The 26,331-nt window shown below is 47.5% G+C and carries 25 protein-coding genes; 6 read left to right on the top strand and 19 right to left on the bottom strand.

Translation table 11 applies throughout. The features are described 5' to 3' along the window. The 3 genes from Q8L79_RS12495 to Q8L79_RS12485 form a co-directional block, all read right to left on the bottom strand. A complete protein-coding gene (locus Q8L79_RS12495; RefSeq protein WP_305271740.1) occupies nucleotides 1-606 on the bottom strand; it encodes a LemA family protein in 606 nt (201 codons plus the stop codon). Nucleotides 607-719: 113 nt separating this feature from the next. Then, nucleotides 720-2,846, bottom strand: a complete 2,127-nt coding sequence (locus Q8L79_RS12490; protein ID WP_305271738.1) for a sodium-translocating pyrophosphatase — start codon at nucleotides 2,844-2,846, stop codon at nucleotides 720-722. 116 nt (nucleotides 2,847-2,962) lie between these two features. Next, nucleotides 2,963-3,442 carry a carbohydrate-binding protein gene (locus Q8L79_RS12485; RefSeq protein ID WP_305271736.1) on the bottom strand — a complete coding sequence of 160 codons (480 nt, stop codon included), beginning with the start codon at nucleotides 3,440-3,442 and terminating at the stop codon, nucleotides 2,963-2,965. A gap of 714 nt (nucleotides 3,443-4,156) precedes the next feature. Here Q8L79_RS12485 and Q8L79_RS12480 point away from each other — a divergent pair. Next, nucleotides 4,157-5,161, top strand: a complete 1,005-nt coding sequence (locus tag Q8L79_RS12480) for a cytochrome-c peroxidase (protein WP_305271734.1) — start codon at nucleotides 4,157-4,159, stop codon at nucleotides 5,159-5,161. A 70-nt stretch (nucleotides 5,162-5,231) separates the two neighbouring features. Here the strand turns inward: Q8L79_RS12480 and Q8L79_RS12475 are convergent, their stop codons facing one another. Together Q8L79_RS12475 and ppx are read right to left on the bottom strand one after the other, a co-directional pair. Next, on the bottom strand, nucleotides 5,232-6,557 hold the full coding sequence (locus Q8L79_RS12475; protein WP_305271733.1) for a hypothetical protein: 1,326 nt from the start codon (nucleotides 6,555-6,557) through the stop codon (nucleotides 5,232-5,234). 10 nt (nucleotides 6,558-6,567) lie between these two features. Beyond that, entirely contained in the window at nucleotides 6,568-8,067 is a 1,500-nt protein-coding gene (gene ppx / locus Q8L79_RS12470; RefSeq protein WP_305271731.1) for an exopolyphosphatase, read from the bottom strand. Between the two features lie 129 nt (nucleotides 8,068-8,196). Between ppx and Q8L79_RS12465 the strand changes: the two genes are divergently transcribed. Beyond that, complete coding sequence (locus tag Q8L79_RS12465) at nucleotides 8,197-9,138, top strand: ABC transporter ATP-binding protein (RefSeq protein ID WP_305271729.1); 942 nt, start codon at nucleotides 8,197-8,199, stop codon at nucleotides 9,136-9,138. Further along, a complete protein-coding gene (locus tag Q8L79_RS12460; protein WP_305271728.1) occupies nucleotides 9,138-9,902 on the top strand; it encodes an ABC transporter permease in 765 nt (254 codons plus the stop codon). The genes Q8L79_RS12465 and Q8L79_RS12460 overlap by 1 nt, the downstream gene beginning before the upstream one ends. A gap of 101 nt (nucleotides 9,903-10,003) precedes the next feature. Here Q8L79_RS12460 and cpdA read toward each other — a convergent pair whose 3' ends face one another. The 10 genes from cpdA to hemF form a co-directional block, all read right to left on the bottom strand. Further along, nucleotides 10,004-10,807, bottom strand: coding sequence for a 3',5'-cyclic-AMP phosphodiesterase (gene cpdA, locus Q8L79_RS12455; RefSeq protein WP_305271726.1), 804 nt, complete (start codon nucleotides 10,805-10,807; stop codon nucleotides 10,004-10,006). A gap of 9 nt (nucleotides 10,808-10,816) precedes the next feature. After that, nucleotides 10,817-12,133, bottom strand: a complete 1,317-nt coding sequence (gene argA, locus Q8L79_RS12450; protein WP_305271983.1) for an amino-acid N-acetyltransferase — start codon at nucleotides 12,131-12,133, stop codon at nucleotides 10,817-10,819. A 50-nt stretch (nucleotides 12,134-12,183) separates the two neighbouring features. Further along, nucleotides 12,184-12,459: a Txe/YoeB family addiction module toxin gene (locus Q8L79_RS12445; protein ID WP_370869958.1), complete on the bottom strand. Its 276-nt coding sequence runs from the start codon at nucleotides 12,457-12,459 to the stop codon at nucleotides 12,184-12,186. A gap of 15 nt (nucleotides 12,460-12,474) precedes the next feature. Continuing rightward, complete coding sequence (locus Q8L79_RS12440; RefSeq protein ID WP_305271724.1) at nucleotides 12,475-12,699, bottom strand: DUF2281 domain-containing protein; 225 nt, start codon at nucleotides 12,697-12,699, stop codon at nucleotides 12,475-12,477. A 110-nt stretch (nucleotides 12,700-12,809) separates the two neighbouring features. Continuing rightward, nucleotides 12,810-14,054 (bottom strand): PD-(D/E)XK nuclease family protein, encoded by a 1,245-nt coding sequence (locus Q8L79_RS12435; protein ID WP_305271722.1) that lies wholly within the window; start codon nucleotides 14,052-14,054, stop codon nucleotides 12,810-12,812. Between the two features lie 98 nt (nucleotides 14,055-14,152). Further along, on the bottom strand, nucleotides 14,153-15,841 hold the full coding sequence (ilvD, locus tag Q8L79_RS12430) for a dihydroxy-acid dehydratase (RefSeq protein WP_305271720.1): 1,689 nt from the start codon (nucleotides 15,839-15,841) through the stop codon (nucleotides 14,153-14,155). Between the two features lie 93 nt (nucleotides 15,842-15,934). After that, nucleotides 15,935-16,606 (bottom strand): TIGR04211 family SH3 domain-containing protein, encoded by a 672-nt coding sequence (locus Q8L79_RS12425; RefSeq protein WP_305271719.1) that lies wholly within the window; start codon nucleotides 16,604-16,606, stop codon nucleotides 15,935-15,937. Between the two features lie 139 nt (nucleotides 16,607-16,745). Further along, entirely contained in the window at nucleotides 16,746-17,654 is a 909-nt protein-coding gene (argF, locus tag Q8L79_RS12420) for an ornithine carbamoyltransferase (RefSeq protein WP_305271717.1), read from the bottom strand. Beyond that, complete coding sequence (locus tag Q8L79_RS12415) at nucleotides 17,644-18,831, bottom strand: aspartate aminotransferase family protein (RefSeq protein WP_305271715.1); 1,188 nt, start codon at nucleotides 18,829-18,831, stop codon at nucleotides 17,644-17,646. The genes argF and Q8L79_RS12415 overlap by 11 nt, the downstream gene beginning before the upstream one ends. A 218-nt stretch (nucleotides 18,832-19,049) precedes the next feature. After that, on the bottom strand, nucleotides 19,050-19,964 hold the full coding sequence (gene hemF / locus Q8L79_RS12410) for an oxygen-dependent coproporphyrinogen oxidase (RefSeq protein WP_305271713.1): 915 nt from the start codon (nucleotides 19,962-19,964) through the stop codon (nucleotides 19,050-19,052). A gap of 286 nt (nucleotides 19,965-20,250) precedes the next feature. Here hemF and Q8L79_RS12405 point away from each other — a divergent pair, with 286 nt between their 5' ends. Beyond that, the gene (locus Q8L79_RS12405) at nucleotides 20,251-20,646 is read left to right on the top strand and encodes a cupin domain-containing protein (protein ID WP_305271711.1); all 396 of its coding nucleotides are present in this window, start codon (nucleotides 20,251-20,253) and stop codon (nucleotides 20,644-20,646) included. A gap of 72 nt (nucleotides 20,647-20,718) precedes the next feature. Continuing rightward, nucleotides 20,719-21,624 carry a DMT family transporter gene (locus Q8L79_RS12400; protein ID WP_305271981.1) on the top strand — a complete coding sequence of 302 codons (906 nt, stop codon included), beginning with the start codon at nucleotides 20,719-20,721 and terminating at the stop codon, nucleotides 21,622-21,624. 102 nt (nucleotides 21,625-21,726) lie between these two features. Here Q8L79_RS12400 and Q8L79_RS12395 read toward each other — a convergent pair whose 3' ends face one another. Beyond that, the gene (locus Q8L79_RS12395; protein WP_305271709.1) at nucleotides 21,727-21,885 is read right to left on the bottom strand and encodes a DUF3309 family protein; all 159 of its coding nucleotides are present in this window, start codon (nucleotides 21,883-21,885) and stop codon (nucleotides 21,727-21,729) included. Between the two features lie 505 nt (nucleotides 21,886-22,390). Continuing rightward, the gene (locus Q8L79_RS12390; protein ID WP_305271708.1) at nucleotides 22,391-23,812 is read right to left on the bottom strand and encodes a B12-binding domain-containing radical SAM protein; all 1,422 of its coding nucleotides are present in this window, start codon (nucleotides 23,810-23,812) and stop codon (nucleotides 22,391-22,393) included. Between the two features lie 548 nt (nucleotides 23,813-24,360). On the opposite strand from Q8L79_RS12390, the gene Q8L79_RS12385 reads away from it, so the two are divergent. Continuing rightward, nucleotides 24,361-25,128, top strand: a complete 768-nt coding sequence (locus Q8L79_RS12385; protein WP_305271706.1) for a Crp/Fnr family transcriptional regulator — start codon at nucleotides 24,361-24,363, stop codon at nucleotides 25,126-25,128. A 204-nt stretch (nucleotides 25,129-25,332) separates the two neighbouring features. On the opposite strand, the gene Q8L79_RS12380 is transcribed toward Q8L79_RS12385, so the two are convergent. Together Q8L79_RS12380 and Q8L79_RS12375 are read right to left on the bottom strand one after the other, a co-directional pair. Next, nucleotides 25,333-25,752, bottom strand: a complete 420-nt coding sequence (locus Q8L79_RS12380) for a carboxypeptidase regulatory-like domain-containing protein (protein WP_305271704.1) — start codon at nucleotides 25,750-25,752, stop codon at nucleotides 25,333-25,335. A 257-nt stretch (nucleotides 25,753-26,009) separates the two neighbouring features. Further along, on the bottom strand, nucleotides 26,010-26,331 hold a 322-nt coding region (locus Q8L79_RS12375; RefSeq protein ID WP_305271702.1), incomplete at its 5' end, for a BON domain-containing protein.

The following is a 26,331-nucleotide window of genomic DNA, read 5'->3' as shown; positions in this document are numbered from 1 at the left end:
CTACTGTCCGCCAGCCGGCGCAGGCGCACCAAAGTCGACTGTAGGCGGCTTTGCAATAGCTTGTTCATTTTCTACGGTAAAGCTCGGTTTGGCTTTGTGACCGAACATCATCGCCGTAAGGTTGGAAGGAAAAGAGCGCACGGTAATATTGTAATCCTTGACCGCACCAATATAGCGATTACGCGCCACGGTAATACGATTTTCCGTACCTTCCAGTTGCGCTTGCAAATCCCTGAACAAACCATCGGCTTTCAGTTGCGGATAGTTTTCGGCCACTGCCAGCAGCCGTGAAATCGCACTGGTCATCTGCCCCTGAGCGGCAATAAACTTCTGGAATGCCTGCTCATCATCAACCAATTCCGGCGTGGCCTGTAACGACCCGACTTTGGCACGAGCCTCGGTAACTTGGGTAAGCACATCCTTTTCGTGAGCAGCATAACCTTTCACCACATTCACCAGATTAGGCACCAGATCGGCACGGCGCTGGTACTGGTTTAGCACCTCTGCCCATGCCGCTTTAATACCCTCATCGCCGGACTGTAGCGTGTTATAACCGCAGCCGGACAAAACAGTCATCATGAACAAAACACTCAGCCATTTAAACATATCAACCTCGCAAATTAGATTCCAAAACTTAGCTTAGTAGCAACTTTGCATCCGAGCCTGCCATTTGCCTAATCGAAAACAGGCAAATGGCATAACCATAATGGACGCGTTTTTTAAAAGTTAAACCACCCCGAACCAAATGAAGTAGCAAACACAAGACTGACTATGGTCATCAGCTTAATCAAAATATTTAAAGACGGGCCGCTGGTGTCTTTGAACGGATCACCGACAGTATCGCCGACCACAGCAGCTTTGTGAGAGTCGGAACCCTTACCGCCATATTGCCCTGTTTCAATCCATTTTTTCGCATTGTCCCAGGCACCGCCCGCATTAGCCATCATCACCGCCAGCAGGAAGCCGGAAGACATGGTGCCGACCAGCATACCCGCCAGGGCTTCTTTACCCAATACATGCCCCACAACCAGCGGCACAACAACCGCCAATGCGCCGGGCAATATCATTTCACGCAAAGCGCTTTCGGTGCTGATACCGACACAAGTTGCATAATCAGGCTGCCCTGTACCTTCCATTAAGCCTGGAATTTCGCGAAACTGGCGACGCACCTCAACAACAATCTCGTGAGCCGCTTTGCCCACCGCCATCATGGTCAGTGCGGAAAACAGATAAGGCATCATCGCGCCAATCAGGATACCCGGCAGCATGGTAGGCCCCAGAATATTCAAATTGTCGATTTTTGCGGCCGTCACATAAGCGGCCAATAAGGCCAACGCCGTCAATACCGCCGAGCCTATCGCAAAGCCTTTGCCGGTAGCGGCAGTAGTATTACCCAAACTATCCAGCGCGTCGGTGCGATGGCGCACTTCACTGGGCAAATGACTCATCTCAGCAATGCCGCCCGCATTATCGGCTACAGGCCCATAAGCATCAGTCGCCAACGTAACGCCCAGAGTACTTAACATCCCCACACCCGCCAGAGCTACCGCATAGAGACCTGCAGCAATAGTGCCGTCGGCTTTATGACCCAGCCAGATACTCAGCAAGATAGCCGCCGCGACAATCAATACCGGAAATACGGTACTCATCATGCCCACGGCCAAACCTTGGATAATGGTTGTTGCCGCGCCCGTTTGCGTTGCGTGAGCAATGGCTTGCGTGGGTTTTTCGGTGTACGCCGTGTAATACTCGGTTACATAAGCAATGGCATTACCCGCCACCAAACCGACCAGAATAACCAGCCAATAATTGAAACTGACACCCGAAATCAATACAGCGATTAAAGAAAGTCCCAGAATGATCACTGAAGCACCCCAAACGGAATGGCGTAACGCTTTCAACAAATCATCCAGACTGGCATTTTCATCAATTTTTATTACATATTGCCCGATAAACCGGGCTATGCGGGCGGTTCTGGAATTATTACCGTTTTCCGACTGTTTTTGTTCTTCGCCGGTCACCATATAAATACCAAAAAGACTGGCAATTATGCCTACGGCGGCAACCAGAAAAGGCAAGCCGATAAAAGCCGGCGACTTTGCACCCAATGCCGCGCCCAGCGTTGCGGCAGCAATAATGGAACCACTATAACTTTCAAATAAGTCGGCCCCCATGCCTGCGACATCACCCACATTATCACCCACATTATCGGCAATGACGGCGGGATTACGTGGATCGTCTTCGGGGATGCCTTGTTCTACCTTACCTACCAAGTCAGCGCCCACATCAGCGGCTTTGGTATAAATGCCGCCGCCGACCCTGGCGAACAGCGCAATACTGCTGGCGCCAAAACCGAAGCCGGTAATATAAGTAAGCTGATTCGGATTGCCGTTAAATATCAAAAACAATACCGTCATGCCGACCAGACTAAAACTGACCACAGCCATGCCCATAATCGAGCCGCTGCCAAAGGCAACGCGTAACCCTTCATGCAGATTGCGACCGGCTGCCGCTGCAGTTCGGACGTTGGCCCGAACCGCCACATACATACCCAGATAGCCCGCGCCTGCCGATGCAATCGCGCCCACCACAAAACAAAGTGCAGTCTGCCAATGCAAAAATGTGGAAATAACCGTAGCGACGATAACGACAAAAATCGCAATGACACGATACTCACGCGACAAAAAAGCCGCCGATCCTTCTTGAATAGCCTTTGCAATGGCTTGCATGGCTTCATTACCGGGGTCATAGCTAAGAACGCGTCGTAATTCCCAAATCACGAATGCGCCCCCTACAATACCCATCAATAATGCGATAACAACTGATGCAGATGTTGGAAACATCATAACTATCTCTCCTCTTTAGTTGATTTAGCTATAAGCTCATAAGCTCATGCTATTTTTTATTATTTGTTTTGGCTATTCGTATGCAATTGGACAGCCATGACTATTAGAATCGGCATTTACGCGAGACGCAACTGTTTAAGTCTGGCACAAGCTTCACCCCCACTGATGTCTGGAATTATTCTTAATTCCAATACCTTTAATTGATTAAGCCTGACCTCATAATGCTCGATTTCACGCGTGGTGTCGGGCGGACTAAAGTGATATTGCTGACGCAGAATCTCTCGATAAGAGCTTTCTTTATCCATCAGCCAAAGCAGGACAAACTCCTGGGTCCGCGATTGCTGCGGCTCATCGAATATCAGAAAAATATGCTCTATAGTGCGAGGTTGATCGAAGAACAGACGGATCGTTTGCTCACCGCCGCTTGCCGCCCGCCATCCCGACCCCGAATCCTCCGTCAACAATAAGGCCGATTCTATAGGGTACTCCAGACACTCCGAAGTAAACTCTACTTGAGCCAACTGCTCCAGATCCAGAAAATTCAGATCGGAAGACGGGGTATTTTCAGCGATTTGGTTGATCATTATTTTGCGCATTATTAATCTCCTGTTGCAGTGTGCAGAGCAATCTAAGGTTTGACTCCCTTATCTCACGGTGCAGTGTAAACCCCCGCTGACTGATAATGAAAGAAGTTTTAGTCGGGGTAAAAATCGAGACAATAACCGGCGATAGAGGTCCATTTTGAATAAGATTGAGTTGCGGCGCATGATGAATTTCATATTGCTTATTGCATTTCAAAATTCCGCGCCTCTGTGCCCTCTTCTGCGGGGAAAGGCCAGAGAAACGACGACGCCACCCCCATAGTCGTAAAGCGACTGCTGTTTGCGCTCTACTCCTACACGCCGTCCATAGCAAGAGCTTAAGTTTTACCGGCTATTACTACGGTCGATAGGCAACAGTAATAACATAACAGAGCCCGGATATTTTTTTGCCGGACGGTTTTTTGATGGCTCTTACAATAGATAGTTGTTAAGGTCATCTTTTTCCTGGCATTTAACGTGTACTACAACAGTTGTTTATTACTTAAATATATAGAGAGCAACCCATAGAATGACGGCAAGTAGCTCGTAGCGCCGGGAATCCCATGAAGCAAGCATTTCCCCTATAACCAGACGGTTAAACTCATGCAAGGAAATTTGGTTGTACCTTATCCGCTGCATATCTTACAATCCCATTGGATGTACAGTAAGATTACCGGGCTCCTTAGGGTTCCCCTCACATTAATAACAAATAATATTGGAGAGAGTGGTATGTTTAAAATTCGTTCGCTGGTTAGCGCGTTGGCGTTAGCAAGTTCAATTTCGGTAGCCTCGGCTTGGGATGCTTTACCGACACAGGTTGATGCACCTGCTGATAATCCTACTACTCCGGCTAAAGTCGAGTTAGGTCAAATGCTCTATCATGATCCGCGTTTATCTTCTACCGGTACAGTTTCCTGCTCTTCTTGTCATAACACCATGCTGGGCGGAGAAGACAACAGGCCGAATTCTATGGGTGTTAACGGTCAAACGGGCGGACGTAGTGCGCCGACAGTTTGGAATGCTGCGTTTAATACCGTCCAGTTTTGGGATGGCAGAGCGGCAAGTCTGGAAGCGCAGGCAGCAGGTCCCGTGACCAATCCGATTGAAATGGGCATGAAAAACTGGGATGAGGTTGTCGCGCGCTTGAAGTCGATTGAAGGTTACAAGCTGCCTTTTGAGCAGGCTTTTGGTACGGATACCATTACTAAAGACGCTGTAACTAAAGCGATTGCGGCTTATGAAAGAACCTTGATTACGCCTAACAGTCCTTATGACAAGTATGTTTCCGGCGATAAATCAGCCTTATCGGCGCAACAGGTTCGCGGCATGGAAAAAGTTGCGGAATTGGGTTGTACCACTTGCCATAGCGGCCCGGCGTTCAATGGCCCCGGAGTGTTCCAGAAGTTTCCTGTCATTCCCAACGGTTACTGGGAAGCGCAATATCATATCAGTAAGGATAAAGGTTTAGCGGAAGTCAGCAAAAATCAAGCCGATGAGCATTTATTTAAAGTACCGACTTTACGTAACATCGCTTTGACTGCGCCTTATTTCCACAACGGTTCGGTTAAAACGCTGGATAGCGCGGTAACCTTGATGGCAAAACTGCAATTGGGCAAGGATTTAACTAAAGAAGAAGTTGCGGATATTGTAGCTTTTTTGAATGGTTTGACCGGTGAATTCCCTAAACAGAAAATGCCTGTTTTGCCTGGCACATCAGGTTCTACTTTTAATTGAAGTTGATGATTCGGGAATGACCGGTCGGTCATTCCCGAAATTGCATTTAGGGAGCTTACGCTCCCTTTTTTTATTCTACGTTATAAATGGGTGTTGCCGAAATACGGGCATCAATCTGCTTTGAAATTTCCTGATAAACGGGACTGTTTACGGATTCGAAGCGCTGTTTAAAGTCGACCTCATTCATATGTTCGGGAAGGTCTCTGGGGTCCGGCATAAAATCGCTGTAATCTTTTATCCGTGACATGGCTTTTTGCATTTTCCGGGCATTTTCCGGCGATGATGTTGCCATTTCACCAAAGCGTGTACCTGCTTTATCGGCAGCCAAGTCAATAAAACTGAATCCGCTACCGCCGTGTGCATCGCTTAATTCTTTTTCTTCACCGGCAATCTGGGCCGCTTGCTTGTTTACCGATGCGGTAAGCGCTGCTGAACCTATGAAATGTTGAGCCAGATCTATGCGCTTGTATAAAAAAGCAGCATATTGTTGCCCGGCCGTCGGCGTAGAATCAGGCGTAGACAGGAGTTTTTTGGTCTCCTGTTTATTGACGTAGTCATTGATCGCGGAAATAACAACCCTGTTTTCATCTATGGCACTTTCCAGTGTAGAGCGCTGGTAAGCCAGTTCAAACAATGGGCGCAACAAGTCCGCCAGCGATAAGCGCCATGCCGGGTCATGTTTGGTGACGATGTCCGCGAGTTTTTGCTGGTAAATATTCAACGTAGAATTGTCGCCTGTGTGAGTCAGGAAGTTTCGCGCCTGAATCAATGTATCCTTGTTCGGATAGTAGGTAATGGTAAGTTTTTCCGCGTCAATTTTAACCGCCTTGATAGGCCGGGTTGCCAGAATGAAATATTCATTCAACGATGAGTGCTGAATAACAGTGTCGATAACAAAAGCGGCCAATTTTGCCGGCAACAACAATTTTCCGGCTTTAAATTTGGTTATTACGGGAAGATCGTTGCCTTCAATATTGCCTAATCTAAAACTGATGTTTAAATACTTGCCTAGGCTGTTTTCGGGCAAAGTAATGGTGACTTTAAATCTCAGCTCATTGTTTTTAAAATCCAAATCGGCTGCGCTTTTGCTGTAGCGGTTTAACAAATAATTGCCGGCAAGATTGAGATCGGCTTCGGTTAACTCAATGATACCGATCTCATCAGGTTTGGTTTTAGAACCTTCATGCAGGATTTTTTTTGCCCTGACCAAGTCTTCACGGGTAGGCGACCATCCCACTTCAAGCTCGGGTTTGTTGCCAACGCCAAAAAGAACCAACATCATGCATAAAATTAATAATGCACAAAAGCCATATAACAAAATGCGCACGAGTGCATGGAGCAGCGTAACGGTATACTGAGAGCAACGCATCGAATGATTGCCGAATAAAATTTTCATAATCCGGCGGTTAAGAAAACTCCAACTTGAATCCTGCCGATTTTAAATAGTCGGCTTCCTGAATCAAATCGGCATGGGTCAGCGGCGCCTGAGTCAGCCAATAGTCTGGAAACTGCAAGCGAATTTTTGATTTTGTTAGCGATATTTTAAAATCGGGTTTGTCATGTTCCTGACGATTGCGGTGCAACAATACCGACAGTCGCAAAATAATAGTCAGAATGGGCGCATCAACATTCCACGGAGACGGTAGTCCACTAAAAAGAGAGCGAGAGAGCTTACGCCGATGCGATCTTACAATGGTTGATAACAGAACCTGATCCTGTCTGGAAAAACCTGCAAAGTCACCATTCTCAATGATATAAGCGCTGTGTTTATGGTACTGGCTGTGGGCGATGTCTTGACCGATCTCATGCAGGTCTGCTGCCCAGTTTAAAAATTGCACAACGTGTTCGTGGTTAGGCCCGCAAAAATCTTCACCCAATTGCTCCAGAATATAGCTGATCGTCTGTTTAACGCGAGCGGCGTGTTCTTTATCAATATGATAACGATCCGCCAAGGCCTGCACGGTTGCGGAGCGAATATCATGATCATAGAGCCGACCCAGTAAATCCTGAATGAGCCCTTCCCTAAGCGCTCCATCGGAAACAGTCATTTGCTCAATGCCTAAGCTTTTGAAAGTGGCGTAGACGATGGCGACACCGCCTGGAAATACAGGAAGACGTTCAGGATCGAGTTCCGGCAAGTTAAGTTCATCAATATGACTGCACTGATTAATATGGGCGACCAAATGCTCCAATCCTTCGCGGGTTATGCCGTTATTGCTCCAGTTTTTGGCCTGAAGAACTTTATCAATGGCCTTTAGACTGCCTGATGCGCCGATGGCTTCGTCCCAGTTCTTGCGCTGAAATTGTTTCTGAATCGGCTCAAGCTGTTGTTCGGCGAACAAAGTTGCCTGTATGAACGCATTTCCGGATAGCTTCCCGTCTTTAAAAAAGGCGTTACTTACCAGCACGCAGCCCATGGGCGTGCTTTCTTTTATTCTGGGCGTGTCGCCAGAGCCTATGATGTATTCGGTGCTGCCGCCGCCTATGTCCATAACCAGCCGTAAATTGGCGTTACTGCCCAGACTGTGCGCGACACCCTGGTAGATCAAGCGGGCTTCTTCGATGCCCGAAATGATATGGATCGGATGGTTTAGCGCTTTTTCAGCCTTTTCCAAAAACTGTTGCGAGTTTTTAGCCATGCGCAAGGTACTGGTGCCGACAACGCGGACGCTTTCCGGCGGAAAGTTACGGATCCTTTGACCGAACCGTTCCAGGCACTCTAAAGCCCTTTCTTGAGTATCGATCTTGAGGTAATTCTTTTTATCCAGGCCGGACGCAAGCCTGACCATTTCTTTAAGACGATCGAGAGTTTGTAAATTACCATTTGTTAAACTGCAAACAATCATGTGAAAGCTGTTAGACCCCAAGTCTACAGCAGCAACGGTTTCGGGAGGTTTCTTCAGCACTAGTTATCCAGTTTTGTCTATGAAGCGTGTTAATATCTGATAAAATCACACGGTTTTAACCATCCAAACACATGGATGCAACGCGTAATTTAACTTATTTAAAGGCTTCCGTTAAGTGTTAGTTTCAGCATGAATGCATTATCTCTGCGTAATCTCAGAAAAATCTATAATAACGGCTTTGAAGCCTTAAAAGGCATTGATCTTGATGTTGAGGCCGGCGATTTCTTTGCCTTGCTGGGACCGAATGGCGCCGGCAAGTCAACGGCTATAGGCATTATCAGCTCACTGGTCAATGAATCCAGCGGCTCAGTCAGTATCTTCGGGCATGACTTAAGACGTGAGCGAGCAAAAGCCAAAAGCTGTATCGGCCTGGTTCCGCAGGAGGTCAATTTTAATCAGTTCGACACCGTCAAGAGTATTTTGCTCAATCAGGCCGGCTATTACGGGCTGTCGCGTAAACTTGCGCTGCAACGCACCGAATACTGTCTTAAACAAATGGATTTATGGGACAAGCGCGATACTGTTTCTAGGCGCTTGTCAGGCGGCATGAAACGCCGGGTCATGATAGCCCGCGCCCTGGTGCATGCGCCCAAGTTATTGATTCTTGATGAACCAACCGCAGGCGTCGATATAGAAATACGCCGTTCCATGTGGCAAATGATGCAGGAAGTGAATCAGCAAGGCACGACTATCATTTTAACCACGCACTATCTCGAAGAAGCGGAAAGTCTGTGTCGCAATATCGCTATCATCAATCATGGGAAAATTGTCGAAAATTCCGATATGGCAAGTTTGCTGGCGAGACTGCATGTCGAACATTTTGTACTGGATCTGGCTCGCCCTATTGCTGCGGCGCCTGTGCTTGAAGGCTGCCAAATTGAGCGTGTGACTGACAAGACGCTTAGTGTCGCCGTACCTAAAGAGCACAGCCTTAATAAGCTATTCAGTCAATTAACCGCACAGAATATCGAAGTCACCAGCTTGAAAAACAAGACTAATCGGTTGGAACAATTATTTATGGATTTGATTGACTCAAACCCCATCGGCTCAAAAGCGACAGGTAATAAATAATGAATTACTCTATTGCCTTTAGAACCATTGTTACCAAAGAGATATTCCGATTTATCCGTATCTGGCCGCAAACCTTACTGCCGCCGGCTATCACCACCGCACTGTATTTTCTGATTTTCGGCAAGTTAATCGGCGACCGTATAGGCACTATCAGCGGCGCCAGCTACATGGACTATATCGTTCCCGGCATTATTTTAATGTCGGTTATCAGCCATTCCTACGCCAATGTAGTGTCTTCGTTTTACTCGACCAAATTCCAACGTAATATTGAAGAACTACTGGTTGCCCCGATACCCAACTGGGTGATTCTTGGCGGCTATGTAAGCGGCGGCATCATCCGCGGATTACTGGTGGGTATTGTTGTAACTTTGATTTCTTTGTTATTTACAGATATTACCGTTAATAACATCGCTATTGCCCTGTCAATCGCCGTGCTGACAGCCACTGTATTTTCTTTGGCTGGCTTTATCAATGCGATACTCGCCGAGAGTTTTGACGATATTTCGATTATCCCGAACTTTGTATTAACTCCGTTAAGCTATCTGGGAGGCGTTTTCTATTCGGTAAATATGTTGCCCAGTATTTGGCAGAATATCTCTATGGGAAATCCTATCTTATATATGATTAACGCCTTTCGTTACGGCTTGATAGGTGTGACGGATGTTGATATTCAGATGACATTTATCATTACCGGTGGATTTATTATTACCCTGACATTATTTAGCCTTTATCTTTTGCATAAAGGTATTGGCATTAAAAATTAATCGATTAGCTGTTTAGTCCCGGAAATAACCAGCCTGTCTTTTACATCGAACGAGAACGATGCGCTTCATTTTTCAGCGCATATATGGCTTTGACCCTGTTTTCAATATCCATGTGCATTTGCCCGCAATTCGGTCAATGGCTCCGGCAAACGGACAACCTCGGATTCAACCCGACCGTCTGCATACAGCTCTATTAATCGATAACCCGGAGCCGCATCGCTCACACTGAATTCAAGGGTTTCAGGTGCAAATTGAAAGCAGGTTGAAGGCACTCCCAATACCCGAAGAGCTGCTGTCTTTATATCCATGACTTGATGGATATGCCCCGTAGTTATGACTTTTACTTGCGGGTATTTATCAATTATCGCCAATAACTCCCGACTGTTTTCTATAATCATGGTATCCATCCAGGGACTTTTAGTTTCCAGAAAATGATGATGGACTGCGACAAGCGCATGGCGATCTGGGTTTTCAGTTAAGCAGTTTTCAAGAAATGCCAATTCCTCATTTGATAAACGACCACCGGGTTTTCCAGGTATTTGGCTGTTCAGGCTAATCAGCTGCCAATTACCCAGCTTAACCTGTTTGCGGCAGTTAATCCTGTCGGTATTAAATATCTGCTGCATAAACTTATAATCGTCATGATTGCCGGGCAGGCAGATACATGGCGTTCCATAGACTTCAAGGCTGTTTAAGATGCGTTGGTAGCTTGCAAGGCAAGGATCCTGAGCCAAATCACCCGTCAGCAAAATCAAATCGAAATGACGATTTTCAGTAAAGGCCTGCTCAAGACAGGCATGAAAATAATGCTCAGTATTAATTCCCAGCATTTTATCTTCCGGTTCCGCCAGAATATGCAAATCAGATAGTTGCAGGATTGATATACAGGCGGGGTTATTGGTCATGGGAAGATTCTATGCGATTTCTTTACAAAGAATTTTAGAGTTTCTTTGCGGGTTATATAACACCTTGAGCTGATCGGGGAGATCGGTAATAGATGACGATAAAAACCCCCGTTCAATAAACCAGTGCATGGTTTGCGTAGACAACACGAATAATTTCTTAAGCCTGAGTTCTCCCGCCCTGCGATAGACATATTCAAGCATGCGATTGCCTCTGGCCGATCCCTGATAATCCGGATGCACAGCAAGGCAGGCAATGGCGCCGAACCGGCCTTGCACGTCAGGATGTAATGCGGTACAGCCGATAATCAGGCCGTCGCGTTCGATAACAATATAGTCGGCGATTTCCATTTCAATTTTTTCCCTGGAGCGCTTGGCCAGCTTGCCTTGCTGCTCCAGCGGCTTGATCAACTCCAGAATGCCGCCGATGTCGTTCAACGTGGCCGGGCGCAGTTCTTCAAAAGCCGTCGAGCTGATCAGCGTGCCTATGCCGTCGCGGCTGAATAACTCCAGCAGCAGCGCACCGTCAATGGCCCGATTAATTAAATGCACACGGTCGATCCCGGATTGGCAGCTTTGCATAGCGGCTTTGAGCGGCAAGCTGATATCGGTTGATATGTCCGGGTGTTGCTGTAAAAAAGCGTCGGCTTCGGCGGTGGTCATTTGCTGGATTTGCTCGCCGTTATCGGGATTGCAGCAGCTTTGTTCGGTCAACAAAACCAGTTTTTCGGCTTTTAACGTAATCGAAACCGCCGTAGCGACTTGTTCTGCCGACAGATTGAAGACTTCGCCGCTCGGCGAATAACCGACCGGCGAGATTAACACCACATTGTCCTGGTCGAGTTGCTGATGAATGGCCGCACCGTCGATACGACGAACTTCCCCAGTATGGCAGTAATCGATGCCGTCGATCACGCCTATCGGTTTGGCGACGACAAAATTTCCCGAGGCCACCTTGATTTTAGCCCCCGCCATCGGCGAGTTGGCCAGCCCCATAGATAGCAGCGCTTCAATTTCCACGCGGACCAGTCCGGCGGCTTCCTTAACGCATTGCAACGCGACATCGTCGGTAATGCGCAGGTTTTTGTGAAAACGGGCGGAAACGTCCAGCTTGACGAGCCGCTGGTCGATCTGCGGACGTATGCCGTGGACCAAAACCAGGCGTATGCCCAGGCTGTTCAGTAAGGCGAAATCGTGAACGTGGTGATCGAAATCATCAGCCAGCACCGCTTCGCCACCAAAGAAAATAACAAAGGTTTTATTGCGGTGGGCGTGAATGTAGGGGGATGAATCCCTAAACCAGCTGACGAATGAGTTTTGTGGTTTCATGGTTTGTTTGGCAAGAATGTTATTGGCTAGTTCCCAAGTTCCAGCTTCAATCACCATAGTGATAACGGCATTGGGCAATGATGATTTTTCTGTCGCTCACTGAATAAATCAGCCGATGTCCTCGGCAATTGCTCCTGCATTGCTCTACCTCCTGCACCCATGCAGTCGTCATCAATACGGCGTGACCATAATCCCGTCAACCCGTGGCGCAAGGCTTCGGGCTTACCAATGCCATCGAATGGATCGCGTTGAATATCCCTGATTAACTGATTGATACGCTTAACCTTGGTCTTGTCGGCTTGCTTCCAAAACAGGTAGTTTCCCATCCTTGCTGCTCGAAATTAATCATCGGGCAGCAATTCCCGTGCTTCAACGCATCGTCCAGCCCGGATGTTGTCCGCCGCCGCCAACAGTCTTCGGGCATTTTCCGGTTCTTGCAAAAGATAAGCAGTTTCGCTTTCGCCTCGGCGCTTGGTTTCCAAAAATTCCATGAAATCCAGAATTTCTCGCGCCTCAACTTCGGGCAATGCCTTTGCTTTTTGGTAAATTAATTCGGCTGTATTCATTATGTCACCCTCATTTCAGTCAGATGTGCGCAATGTTTGCTGATTTTCAAACTCCAGGAGTATATGTAGGTTACGTTATCTCGCTACGCTCAATAAGCTACTAACTCAACCTACGGGACTAAAGCCCATCCTACGGCAAGCTCTGCTTCATCAATAATTGCTTCTGATTCATGTGCCAACGCCACAATTTCATCTATGACTCTCTTAGCCATTTCTCCAGACTGAATATCAAGCCAAGGCTCAATATTATTCCACCACTCAAAATATGGCGAAGGGAAATTTTGATACCAAGGCCACCATGAACTTTTTAACCCTGACTTATTTAATTTCTCATTCAAATTTTTAAGAACGTCATCAGGCAAATCAGGAATATTGTCATCCATTTTACGAACCCCAAAAGCCAGTCCAATACATTGATTTTTATCGAATTCAATTGCGAGACAATAATTTTCCCACTCTACCTTATGAAATTTAAAAGGATTCCGCTTACACGACCAATAGCTAAAATTTTTGTCCGGTGTGAATTCCCAGCTTGGGAGAGCATCTTTAAATTGTGTTTCTAAATCCGCCACAAATTTTTTGAGCAACTCTTCTTTTATAGCTATCATTTGTTGCCCAATAGCAAGTGACAATTCTAGGTTTTCGCATTTTAAGGCAAAATCTTTTATCAAATTAGCATCTACCATGTCTGTCTCTCCCAAAAATTCACTTCTACAATAACCAATAAAATCGCGTAAAAAATGCCGCACATGATCCGCTTGACATTGTGCCTCACACTTTTTTAGCCATTCCAAAATCTGACCAAAATTTATTTTTTTGTATTGGTTATTTTCTTCCCACGTCTCAAGCTGCGCTGGAGATACGCTACCTTCACTAGGATTCGAGTCGTCCCCTGACAGATAAATTAAACACCAGTTTTCACCAAATTTATTTTGCATTTGCTTAGCGTAATCACTAAGTTGCTGAAATTGGTCATATGTCCAAGGCTTATTTTCAATGGCAAGCCCGAATTGATCACCAAAATTGATTTCAATATCAATACGTCGCGATTTGTTTTCTATCCTGTCTGTAGAAACCTCACAGCCAATTTTAATGTTGCTCTTATAAATTGGGTAGGTGAGATCTATTTCCGCGAAAAATAGCCGCAAAAAAATATCTCCCTGTGCATGATCTCCCTGCGGATTTAGCAGCATAGCCAGAATTTCGGATAGCTTCATCTCATCTGGACGGATAAATTTAAAGCTATTAAACCGGGGAGCTAGCTTGGGAGCAAAGAAAGTATAATTATCCGAAAATACGTTGTGTTTCTCCCGTAATACGGAAAAAAAATGATTCAACCTTACTTCGTCACTCATGGTTACTCCAAATTATCTAGCCGAGTAGGGTACGACGCATCGCGTACCAATTTTAGAATAGCCAGAAAATTGAAAAGGTACGCGATGAGTACCATACATCAATCCAAATTATCCGTAACCGCGCCTAACGAAGCAGAACTCACCAACTTGGCATATTTCGCCAACACGCCACGGGTATAACGCGGCGCGGGTTGTGTCCATTTTTCAAAACGACGAGCTATTTCATGTTCGTTGACATGCAGTTTCAATTCGTTGTTTTCCGCGTCGATGGTGATAGTATCGCCATTCTCGACTATCGCCAGTGCGCCGCCGACATAAGCTTCAGGCGTGATATGCCCGACCACGAAACCGTGGGTGCCGCCGGAAAACCGGCCGTCGGTAATTAACGCCACTTCCTTGCCCAAACCTTTGCCCATGACCGCCGAGGTAGGAGTAAGCATTTCTCTCATGCCGGGACCACCTTTGGGGCCCTCGTAGCGGATAACGATGACGTCCCCTTTGACGATATCGCCGTTTAAAATACTTTTCAACGCCTGTTCTTCGGCATCGAACACTTTGGCTGTGCCGGTAAACACTAGCCCTTCCTTGCCGGTAATTTTGGCGACCGCGCCTTCTGAAGCCAGATTGCCGTACATCACCACCAAATGACTGTCTTTTTTGATCGGATTATCCAGAGAATGAATCACATCCTGGTCTTCAGGATACGGATTAACATCAGCCAGATTTTCCGCCAGCGTAAGGCCGGTAACGGTTAAACAATCGCCGTGCAGCAACCCTTTGTCCAGCAGGATTTTCATCAACGGTTGTATGCCGCCGATTTCGATCAATTCGGTCATCAAATAACGGCCGCTGGGCTTTAAATCGGCCAGCATAGGTACATGTTTGCCGATGCGGGTGAAGTCGTCCAGGGTAATATCCACGCCGGTTGAATTAGCCATCGCCAGGATGTGCAATACCGCATTGGTCGAGCCGCCGAGTGCAATAACTACGGTAATGGCATTCTCAAACGCGGCTTTGGTCATGATGTCTCTGGGCTTGATATCCTTTTTCAATAGTTCCAAAACGGCCGCGCCGGCGCGTTCGCAATCCAGACGTTTGTCGTTTGAAATGGCTGCCTGAGCTGAGCTATTAGGCAAGCTCATGCCCAGCGCTTCAATGGCCGACGCCATCGTGTTGGCGGTGTACATGCCGCCGCAGGAACCCGCTCCCGGTATAGCTTTGGCTTCAATTTCAGCCAGCTCGGCATCATCGATCTGGTTGTTGGCTCTGGCGCCGACCGCTTCAAATACGGAAACCACATCCAGTTTTTTGTCTTTGTGACAGCCGGGCATAATCGTTCCGCCGTAAACAAACACAGCCGGGCGGTTTAAACGTGCCAAAGCAATCATGCAGCCCGGCATGTTTTTGTCGCAGCCGCCGATCGCGACGACACCGTCAAAACCCTGGCAACCGACCACGGTTTCAATCGAGTCGGCAATCACTTCGCGGGACACCAGCGAATATTTCATGCCCTCGGTGCCCATTGAAATGCCATCGGAAATGGTGATGGTGTTAAAGATCACGGCCTTGCCGTCGGCATTGTTAACGCCAACCGCTGCCGCATCGGCCAGCTTGTTGATATGCATATTGCAAGGCGTGACCATGCTCCATGTGGAAGCAATGCCTATTTGCGGTTTCTTGAAATCTTCATTGTTAAAACCGACGGCGTGCAACATGGCGCGGCTCGGTGCGCGCTCCATGCCATCAACGACCAGGGAAGAGAAAGTGCGGGTGTTTTTGTCACTCATAATTAAAATTAAAGTCTAAGGGCGAAAAAGGCGAAAGGCGAAAGGCGAAGGAACCGGGCTTTTTTGCCTTTTGCCTTTCGCCTTTTGCCTTAATTAATACGAATCCCAGCTGCTTCTGCTACGGCGCCAGCTGAGTTTAGGCAAAATAAATCCTAAAATAACACCGATAAGAGCCAGTATGCCGCCGTATAAAAACCAGTCTTGATTGGCGGTATCTTGCAACGCTTGATTTTCAAGCTTGAATTGTTGCAATTCCCGTTCAACATTAACCACGCGTTCTTGAAGTTCATCGCGCTGGTTTTTTAACTCGATGGTGCTGGCCGCGGTTTTTTTCAGCTCGTTGAGCTCCCTGTTTAACTGATCCCGTTCTGTTGCCAAAGACTGTTCAAGAGTCGTTCCGGGCGTAATGGATTCTTTTACTGTGGCTAGTTCGGCCTTGAGTGTGGCATTTTCAGACTGCAACGCCGCCATACTTTTGTTGACAACCTCTAATTGAGCACGGCTGGGTGGTTCCTTCATGGTATTACGGATCGGCATGTAGCCTTCCGTGCCATCATTCAGTCGGACGTGAGCGAATCCGGTGCTTCTGTTTTCTTCTATTACCGTAAGGGGGGTGCCGGTCGGAAGCAGCTTTACAACTTTACTGCTGTTATTTTCTTCACTCCTGAGTGATAAATTCAAATTGTCGGTAACATAGACGGTTTCAGCTTGGGCCGAACCAAAAGTTACCAGTAAGATAAAAAACGAGTTTAGTATTTTTTTCACTTGAATCTCTAGGGTTGTTCACCTGACGACTGCCAGGGATGGCGGAAGTGCCGCAATCGGTAAGGAACCTATGCGACCGACTGCCAGGAATGGTAGATGCGTCGCAATCGATAGAGGACCGATGCGATTAAGGTTAATTCTAACGTGATTTTTTGCACAGGAGAAATTCCAGCAGTGCCTTTTGTGCATGCAGGCGATTTTCAGCTTCATCAAAGATAACGCTTTGAGAGCCGTCAATCACTTCGGCGCTGACTTCCTCACCCCGATGAGCGGGCAAACAGTGCATAAACAGCGCGTCACTATTCGCAGCTTTCATGATCTCGGCGTTGACCTGATAATCCTTAAAGGCCATCTCGCGTTGTTTTTGTTCTTCTTCCTGCCCCATACTGGCCCAAACATCGGTGACCACCAGATCTGAATTTTGAGCGGCGGCCAAAGGCGTATCAAAAAACCGGACGCGTTCTCCGGCAGCTTCGACGATGGCTGTTAACGGCTGATAGTCTTTTGGGCAGGCAATATTCAACGTAAAGTCCAGCACCGTTGCCGCATGGATATAGGAGTGGCACATATTATTGCCGTCGCCGATCCAGGTCACCGTTTTGCCTTTGATGTCGCCGCGATGTTCAAAATAAGTCTGCATGTCGGCCAGTAATTGGCAGGGATGCTGTAAATCGGTCAAGCCATTGATCACAGGGACGCTTGAATATTGGGCGAAGGTGGTCACCGTTTCGTGCTTATCGGTTCTAAGCATGATGCAATCGACCATACTGGAAATGACTCTGGCACTGTCTTGCAGCGGTTCGCCCCGGCCCAACTGGGTATCTCTGGGCGATAAAAACAAGGCGCTGCCGCCGAAATGACTCATGCCGGATTCAAATGAAATGCGGGTGCGCGTCGACGATTTTTCAAAAATCATCGCCAAGACCTGACCTTTTAACGGTTGGTAATCAGGATCACGGTTATTTTTTAGGACGATGCCTCTGTTGATCAAGCTACGCAATTCGTCGCCGGATAAGTCAAGCAGGCTGATAAAATGTCTAGGATTCATAGGGAGTGTCTGTATGCTTATGAATAAGAGCCGATAAGGTTTCTACAAGTTGAGTGATTTGTTGATCGTTAATGATTAATGGCGGCAATAAACGAATGGTTTTTTCACTGGTAACATTAATCAACAAGTTATTTTGCAGCGCTGCTTGCACTAACTCAGTACATGGACTGTCGAGTTCGATGCCGATCATCAGGCCTTTGTGACGAATATCGACAACATGAGCATTGCCCTGTAACCGGTCTTTAAATGCAGAACAGATAGCATCGCCTTTTTGCGCGGCCTGATCGATCAGGTTTTCAGCGTCCAATGTCGCCAAGACCGCTAAAGCCGCGCTACAGGCTAACGGATTGCCGCCAAAAGTGGAGCCGTGATTGCCTGCGGTGAATACCTTGGCCGCTTTGCCTTGGGCAAGACAGGCGCCAATGGGTACGCCGTTGCCCAAGGCTTTAGCCAGCGTGCAGACATCCGGAAGTATGGCGTTGTGCTGAAACGCGAGAAACTTACCGGTACGGCCTACACCGGTCTGAATTTCATCGAGCATCATCAGCAGGTTATGCCGGTCGCACAGACTGCGGATTCGGTTAAGATAATCGGCGGCAGGAATGTTGACGCCGCCCTCACCCTGTATCGGTTCAACCAACACCGCAACGACGTTCTTATTCTGCTCAACCGCTTGTTCGATGGCGTTGACGTCGTTGTAAGGCACACGAATAAAGCCTTCAACCAGCGGCGCAAAGCCTTGTTGGATTTTAGCGTTGCCGGTCGCGCTCAGCGTTGCCAGCGTGCGACCATGAAAACTTCTTTCCATGACAATAATCGCCGGATTTTCTATACCCTGCTCGTAACCGTATTTGCGCGCCAATTTGATTGCTGCTTCATTGGCTTCCGCACCGGAATTGCAAAAAAACACATTATCCATGCCGCTTTTTTCGGCCAGTTTGTCGGCCAACTGTTCCTGAACGGCGATACCGTACAGGTTTGAGGTGTGCAGCAGTTTTTCACTTTGTTTGCAGATAGCTTGATGTATGGCAGGATGAGCATGACCCAAGCTGCACACCGCTATGCCGGATACCGCATCCAGGTAGCGATTATTATTTTGATCAAACAACCATGCACCTTCTCCCCGTTCGAAGGTTATGGGTAAACGGCCGTAGGTTGGCATAATGTGGCTAGTCATTGCTTCCGTCTGTAATTAAAGGAATAAATAGGCCGCAACCTGCCGCCCATTACAAAAATGCTCGATTATAGGTTTCAATTTAGTCTCAGGCAAGTTCTAATGATTAAGCAGGAAGTATTAAACATATCACCACGAACACACGAAGGACACGAAGTTTTTGCTTTGTTTTTTCTTCGTGGTAAGAATTTTTTAATTTTCGTATATTTTTTATTACCTACTCAAGCACCCAGCCAGTTTTGGGGCTTTAAATATTCCTCATAGAGCATGGCCTCCGCACTGCCCGGCTCTGGCTGCCAGTTGTATTTCCAGTGAGCTACCGGGGGCATGGACATTAAAATCGATTCGGTACGTCCGCCCGATTGCAAACCAAACAAGGTGCCGCGATCATAAACCAGGTTAAATTCAACATAACGCCCCCGGCGGTATAGCTGAAAATCGCGCTCCCTATCGCCATAAGGCATGTCCTGGCGTTTTTGTATGATAGGCAAATATGCATCGATATAATGATTGCCCACGCTTTGCATAAAAGCGAAAGATTTCTCAAAACCCCATTCGTTCAAATCATCGAAAAACAGCCCGCCTACGCCACGGGTTTCATTACGGTGTTTAAGGAAAAAATACTCGTCGCACCATTTTTTGTAAGTCGGATAGATGTCATCGCCGAAAGATTGACAGGCAGCGCGGGCGGTTTGATGCCAGTGCAGCACATCTTCTTTAAACGGGTAAAACGGCGTTAAGTCAAAACCGCCGCCGAACCACCAGATAGTCGGTTCACCTGGTTTTTCCGCGATTAAAAACCGCACATTGGCATGCGATGTCGGCACGTAAGGATTGTTGGGATGAATGACCAGCGACACGCCCATCGCCTGAAACTGCCGGTCTGCAAGTTCCGGTCGCTTAGCCGTTGCCGAAGGCGGAAGCTTAAAACCGGATACATGCGAAAAATTAACGCCGCCCTGTTCGATAACCTGCCCATTTGCCAAGACGCGGGTTCTGCCGCCGCCACCTTCAGCCCTGTCCCAAAGATCTTCAATAAAGCGGGCGTCAGGTTCTACAGACTCAAGCGCCGTGCAGATTTGGTCTTGCAGATTAAGCAAGTAGTTTTTTACTTGAGTGATGTTGTCAATATTCATGCGTGAGTGCGGTGTTGTGTTTTAAATGCTGGTAGTTAAAAAATCCAGAGCAATAATCCTATCGTCTCTTTAATTTGGTAAGTCGGTCAAAGCGTTATAATGATGCGCATATTCTGTGTGCATTTAAAGAATTTAACAAATAGAAAAAACAGGCAGTAGCGTATACTTTTTATTTAAACGGCGTTAAGAAAGCTATAAGCTACAAAATGATCAAGCGATAGAACAGCAGTTAACAACTTACGCATTAAGTTTATCCCCCTAAAACATAAAATCGAGAGGTCGGTAGATGTTAAAAATTCAAACTATCAAATCAACGTGCTTTATTCTGGCAACGTTTACAGCGCTATTCTTGAGCAGCATACAAGCTGCCTCGGCCCTAGAGAAAACCGGCCTGAATAGAACTATTTTATTAGAAAAGAAACTGGAACTTTCCAGTGCGAACATCGATACCAAAATGATACGGGTGGCGTTCCCACCCGCATTTAAAACACCTTGGCATACCCATGAAGGACCGGGACCTCGTTATGTGGTTAAAGGCACATTAAAAGTCGTCGAGGGCGGCAAAGCCAACACCTACTCTGCCGGTGACGTTTTTTGGGAAACGGGTGAGTTGATGTCGGTAGAAAACGTGGGCGACGATGCCGCCGAACTCATTATTTTTGAATTAGCGCCGGCCAAGTAAGTTATCCATTGATGAATGGCACTATCGAAAATCGGTACCATCCTCTTTCTTTACAGCACCCGATTTAAATTGATGCGTATACATCTGGCCTACATCAGTATTGTTTTACTTTGGGCGACGACACCGCTGGCTATCAAATGGAGCGGCGAAGGACCGGGGTTTCTGTTCGGGGTAACCGGGCGAATGGCAATCGGTACGGCGTGCATCTTATTGATGCTGGGTCTGTCCGGACAACGCCTGGCCTGGCATCGTAAAGCGCGACAGACTTATCTTGCCGTGGCCGTGCAAATTTACGGATCGATGCTGGTGGTTTATTGGGCGGCGCAGTTTATTCCTTCCGGCTGGATTTCGGTGATATTCGGTCTTTTGCCGTTGATGACCGCTTTACTGGCGGCGATCTGGCTAGGTGAGCGGAGCCTGACTCTGGGCAACCTTCTGGCCTATATTCTGGGCATTAGCGGCTTGTGGATCATGTTCGGCTCGGCATGGCAATTGGGTCATAACGCAGTGCTGGGTATCATCGGCGTACTGGTGTCTACATTTTTGCAGGCTGTCAGTTCGGTTTGGGTCAAACGCATTGATGGAAAAATACCGGCATTATCCCAGGTCACTGGCGGCCTGTTGTTGTCTCTGCCGGCTTATCTGATTACCTGGGCAACATTTGATGGTCATTGGCCCACTGAAATTTCACCCATCAGTCTGGCATCTATTGTCTACTTGGGGGTGATAGCCACGACGATCGGCTTTGTGCTTTATTACTATTTACTCATCCATCAGAGTGCTACCAAGGTTGCACTGATTACCTTAGTTTCACCGGTCATGGCTTTGCTATTGGGGCATGCCGTTAATCATGAACCGCTGACCGTTAAAGTGGCAATAGGCACACTACTCATACTTGGCGCATTGCTGATGCATGAGTTCTCTGGTCGGTTAACAGGCTCAAAACAAGCTAAATTTCCGGATAATATGCCAGATTAGGTGCATATTTTTCAGCTTGGTTTATAAACCTCTCACCTTGGTAATGAGACAACCTGCATCGGCTTTGCTCCGAAGGTACGGACAGAAGATGTTAATCCGCGGCTAGACTACACCCATCAAGACCAGGACCAACAAGATAACCAGCACCAGTCCAAGCCCTCCGCTAGGTCCGTAGCCCCATCCCCGGCTATGTGGCCACGCTGGAATGACCCCGATCAACATAAGAATTAAAATTATAAGTAAGATTGTGCCAGTTGACATGGTAGTTCTCCTGATAGATAAACGCTTTAAATTGAAAACCAAAACAGTATGCTTTGGCCCTGAGATCACTCCTTCGATGAAACGATAATGCATTAGCCCGGATACTCTCGACAATCAAATACATGACTACGAAATAATTTAAAAACCTCAGTATTAACAAAATTCATAGTCGTATCACAACAGCCAGTAAGAGGTCGATCATGATATCCATGAAAATATGCCTTAAGCACAAAATAGTGTATCGCCCAGGTCAAACTTAGTCTGTACGGTATAGAACACATACTCTGAACGGTTGAGTTTTCGGTTTTTTCAACTTACCGCGGGGTGCGCTATGCGTACCTGTTAGGTTGATTCTTATGATAATTTCTAAAGGCATGCGCAACCTGTCAAAAACCGAAAATATGAGCGCTTTAAAGTATAAATCTGTTCGCCATGTAATAGGCTTCCGTGCCTTTACAGCAACGGAAACCGGAAAACCCGGCAAGCCGCGTTATTCGAAAATCACTCACCCGCCCGCCTCTCCAGTCGCCCCCATCACCAGTTCACGCCACGCGGCTTTTTGCGGCATCAGCGGCGGCATAGCCGCGAATTCGGGTTCAGGCGTCGGCCTTGCGATGAGTTGATCGGGATCGCGGGTCACAACGCCGCCTTTGCGGAAGAATGCATTGTAGATGGCCCAGTTAGCGCGGTTGCGGGAGCCGTCCCACGGGAAACGTTGCAGCATTGAAGGCAGCGTATAAAATCCGTCATAGGTGTTCAGGTAACCGCGGTAAAACTGATCGGCCGATAACCCGGCCGGCTTGAAGACGATGTGGGATTGATCGTATTTGTCCCAGTCGAAAGAGACGATCTGCTTGCGGCGCATCATCTCAAACCAATTGATGGTGCCAGGATATGGGGTCAATAGCGAATAGCCGCACATGTCGAACTTGGCATCTATGTTGAACTTCAAGGTTTCGTCGAACACGGTCGGTTCGTCGCCTTCAAAGCCGAACATGAACAGGCCGAGCACCATGATGCCGTATCGGTGCAGTTTTTCGACCAGTTCGTGGTAGGATTCAGGATCGTTCTGACACTTATGCACGTTACGCAGGGTTTGCTTCGAGATCGACTCAAAGCCGATGGACAGCATGAAACAGCCGCTTTCCCCCGCCAATTCCAATAGGCGCTCATCCTTGGCGTCACGGCTGTTCACGGCGGCCTGCCATTTCAACCCCCGGCCCTTGAATGCTCTCATGACCTCGATGGCCCGACTCGGCGTACCGAAAAAATCGGCGTCGTTGAGCAGGATCACCCGCTCTTCGATGTGCTCGATCTCGGCAATAAGATCTTCGATGGGCCGGTAGCGAAAGCGCAGGCCATACATCGTCGGTTCGGCGCAAAAGGTGCAGCCGTGATGACAGCCCCGGGAGGTCTGGACGAAGCCCTTGTTAATGTAGCGGTTGCTTTTTAGCAATCCTTGCCGTGGTTTCGGCATGTCGATCATCGAATGCAGGTTTTCGGCCTTGTAAATACCATTTAACCGACCGTGGAGCAAATCTTCGAGAACTTTGTCCATGATCAGCTCGGCTTCTCCGACCACTACCGCATCGGCATGTTTGAGCGCTTCTTGCGGCAGATAGCTGACATGCACGCCGCCCATGATGACGGGAACACCGCGAGCCCGGAACGTATCGGCGATTTCATAACCCCGGTTTACATAGGACGTCATTGATGAAATACCCACCATATCGACAGTTAGATCGAAATCAATAGCTTCGATGTTTTCATCGGTCAGAATGATTTCGTAGTCGTGTTCAGGAATCAGTGCCGCTATAGCTAAAAGTCCTGCAACAGGAGAATAAAGCGCCTTACCGAAGAATAAGGGTCGGGTCGCAAAAGTATCGGCTTTCGGGTTGATTAGATGGATACGGCGGGTTCTAGCCATGTGTATATCTCGCAGTTATAAGGAGAGCAACATTCCGGTTGTGCTGATCATCGTTCTAAAAGAGAACGTAGTCTCGCCTTGAATTAGTGATTAGATCAAAGACGGTTCCATAAACGCACACAGGCCGAATTAAACAATAATATAACTACAACACCAAGCGGTGTCAGTACGCTAACGCACATAAAGCTAATGTCGATGATTAGGTATAGATTTCGCTAAGCTGGATTCAATTCGCCTTGGTTCTCCACCGAATAACATCGAATAGACCTTCATCGAATGGAGCTATTACGATCACGCTCCAGACCTGAGGCAGTAAGTACCAATCCCGAAGCAATTCTCGGCGATTCAGGGGATCAATTCCCCGATGACCGCCACTTGGTTCTACACTGTTTTATCCAACCGATCCCGATCAGTAATTTGAAGCTAAAACGCTCACTGTGCTATAAAATACAAAGACTATTTCTACCCTGTCTCTTCGGATTTTCCACCCAGCCTAAGCCTCATTGGTGGAGCCATTCAATCTTGACCCACAAATATGGATATCATTCATGACTGATCTACACAGCCCTCGACAAAACCATCTCCTCGGTTCCCTGCCCCCGGATGAATACGAGCGCCTTTCCCTCCAAATGGAACTGGTCCAGATGCCGCTCGGCAAAGTCCTTTACGAGCCGGGGGACAAGTTGTCTCATGCCTACTTTTCCACGACCAGTATCGTATCACTGCTTTACGTTATGGAGAATGGTGCATCGGCCGAGATCGCCGTGGTCGGTAACGATGGCATCATTGGCGTCGCACTTTTTATGGGAGGAGGAACTATGCCTAATCGTGCGGTTGTGCAGAGTGCTGGCTACGCTTACCGGCTGCGGGCGAACTTGCTTATGCAGGAATTCGACCGCTTTGGGGGGCGTCGCTACGGAACGCTACATCATTTATTGCTGCGCTATACCCAGGCATTGATTACCCAGATGGCACAAACGGCAGTCTGCAACCGACATCACTCCCTAGACCAACAACTCTGCCGTTGGCTGCTATTAAGCCTCGACCGACTCCCTTCAAATGAGTTGAATATGACTCAGGAATTAATCGCCAATATGCTCGGCGTACGCCGCGAGGGCGTCACAGAGGCTGCCGGAAAATTGCAGCGAGCTGCATTGATTGATTACAGCCGTGGCCGTATCACGGTGCTGGATCGAACGGGGTTGGAAGAACGGGTCTGCGAGTGTTACCAAGTAGTCAAAACAGAGTTCAATCGTTTGCTTCCCTCTCCCCAACATGTTCCATCGACAGCAGACATTTCCACCCAATCAGAATAGCTGGCAGGACCCGCTATCAATGAAGAACCTATCTGAAAAACAGCACCAAAATACTCAGAAGAAAAACGAGACACCGCCTAGTACTCAGTCAATTCTATTTTGGCGGGTAAAAGTAAATCCGTTCGTCCTGAGCCTGTCGAAGAGATGAGCGGATTTACGCTGAGCTAAACAATTTTTACACGGCATAACAAGATTGACTGAGTACTAGTTCCCTTGCTCTTGAGGCCAAGTAAACGACAGTGCAGTTCGCTGCTTGACCATTACCTTTTTATGGATTACCTGGCCATCTCCTCGATCTGCGCTAATGATATAACGACCAGGCTTAAGTTTGGCGAATAGCATAGGGCCATCAGACACAGATTCCATCAGCGTATTACCCCGTGAATCCGTGATACGAACCGTCACGTCACTGAGATATTCCCCTGTATCCCTTACCGAAAATAGCAGATTCAAATTGTATTCAGCCCGCATGGCTTGCATCGCATTCCGTTCATTCTCCCCGACTCCACCGGTGACAAACGTAACCTCGCCTTGGGTTTGCGGCTTGATAATAAACTCTTCCGCACCTACAGAGAAACTGCTCAGTATGCAGAGAAAAATAAGCGCCAAATATAACCGTTTCATAAAAATTGCTCCTTGTGGGTCGTAAGAAATAACGACAATGCATATAGCATACAAGATCTGTCGCTCCTGCTTATGCGCTATCGCGTCTACTGGTATTTAGATTTTTGAAAGTACCAAGGCTCCCCGAGAAGCTGGCGAGCTTTGGTCGTTCCTTAATACAGTTACATCTCTAATTGCATTTATACGATCCTTTCATTAAAGGCGACTATAACAAGAACCGCATTCAACAATGCAACAACAATAATAGATAAAATATATTAAATTTTATCCGGTAAAACATTAACAACCAGATTGTTTTCAACCGCTTTCACATGTTTCTGGCTGCCGACTACTTCCACCGCCCTGCTGATGCTTTGCTCGGAATCCGCTGTGCCGCTCAATGTCACCACGCCTTTGACGGTGGTCACCTCAATATGGGAGGCGTTCAGCAACGGGTCGTTTAAAATCGCCGCCTTGACTTGCGTGGTAATCACCGAGTCGTCGACATACTCTCCGGCTGTTTGGGTCTTATCGGTGACCGATTCCTTGGCGGCTTCAATTTCTTTTTCAGCCTGGTCTTTCACTTGATCGATTTTTTGC

Source organism: Methylobacter sp., from assembly GCF_030680395.1.
In the GTDB taxonomy this organism is placed as follows: Bacteria; Pseudomonadota; Gammaproteobacteria; order Methylococcales; family Methylomonadaceae; genus Methylobacter_A.
Note: the sequence above shows the minus strand (reverse complement) of the source record. Positions and strands in the feature narration are given on the sequence as shown.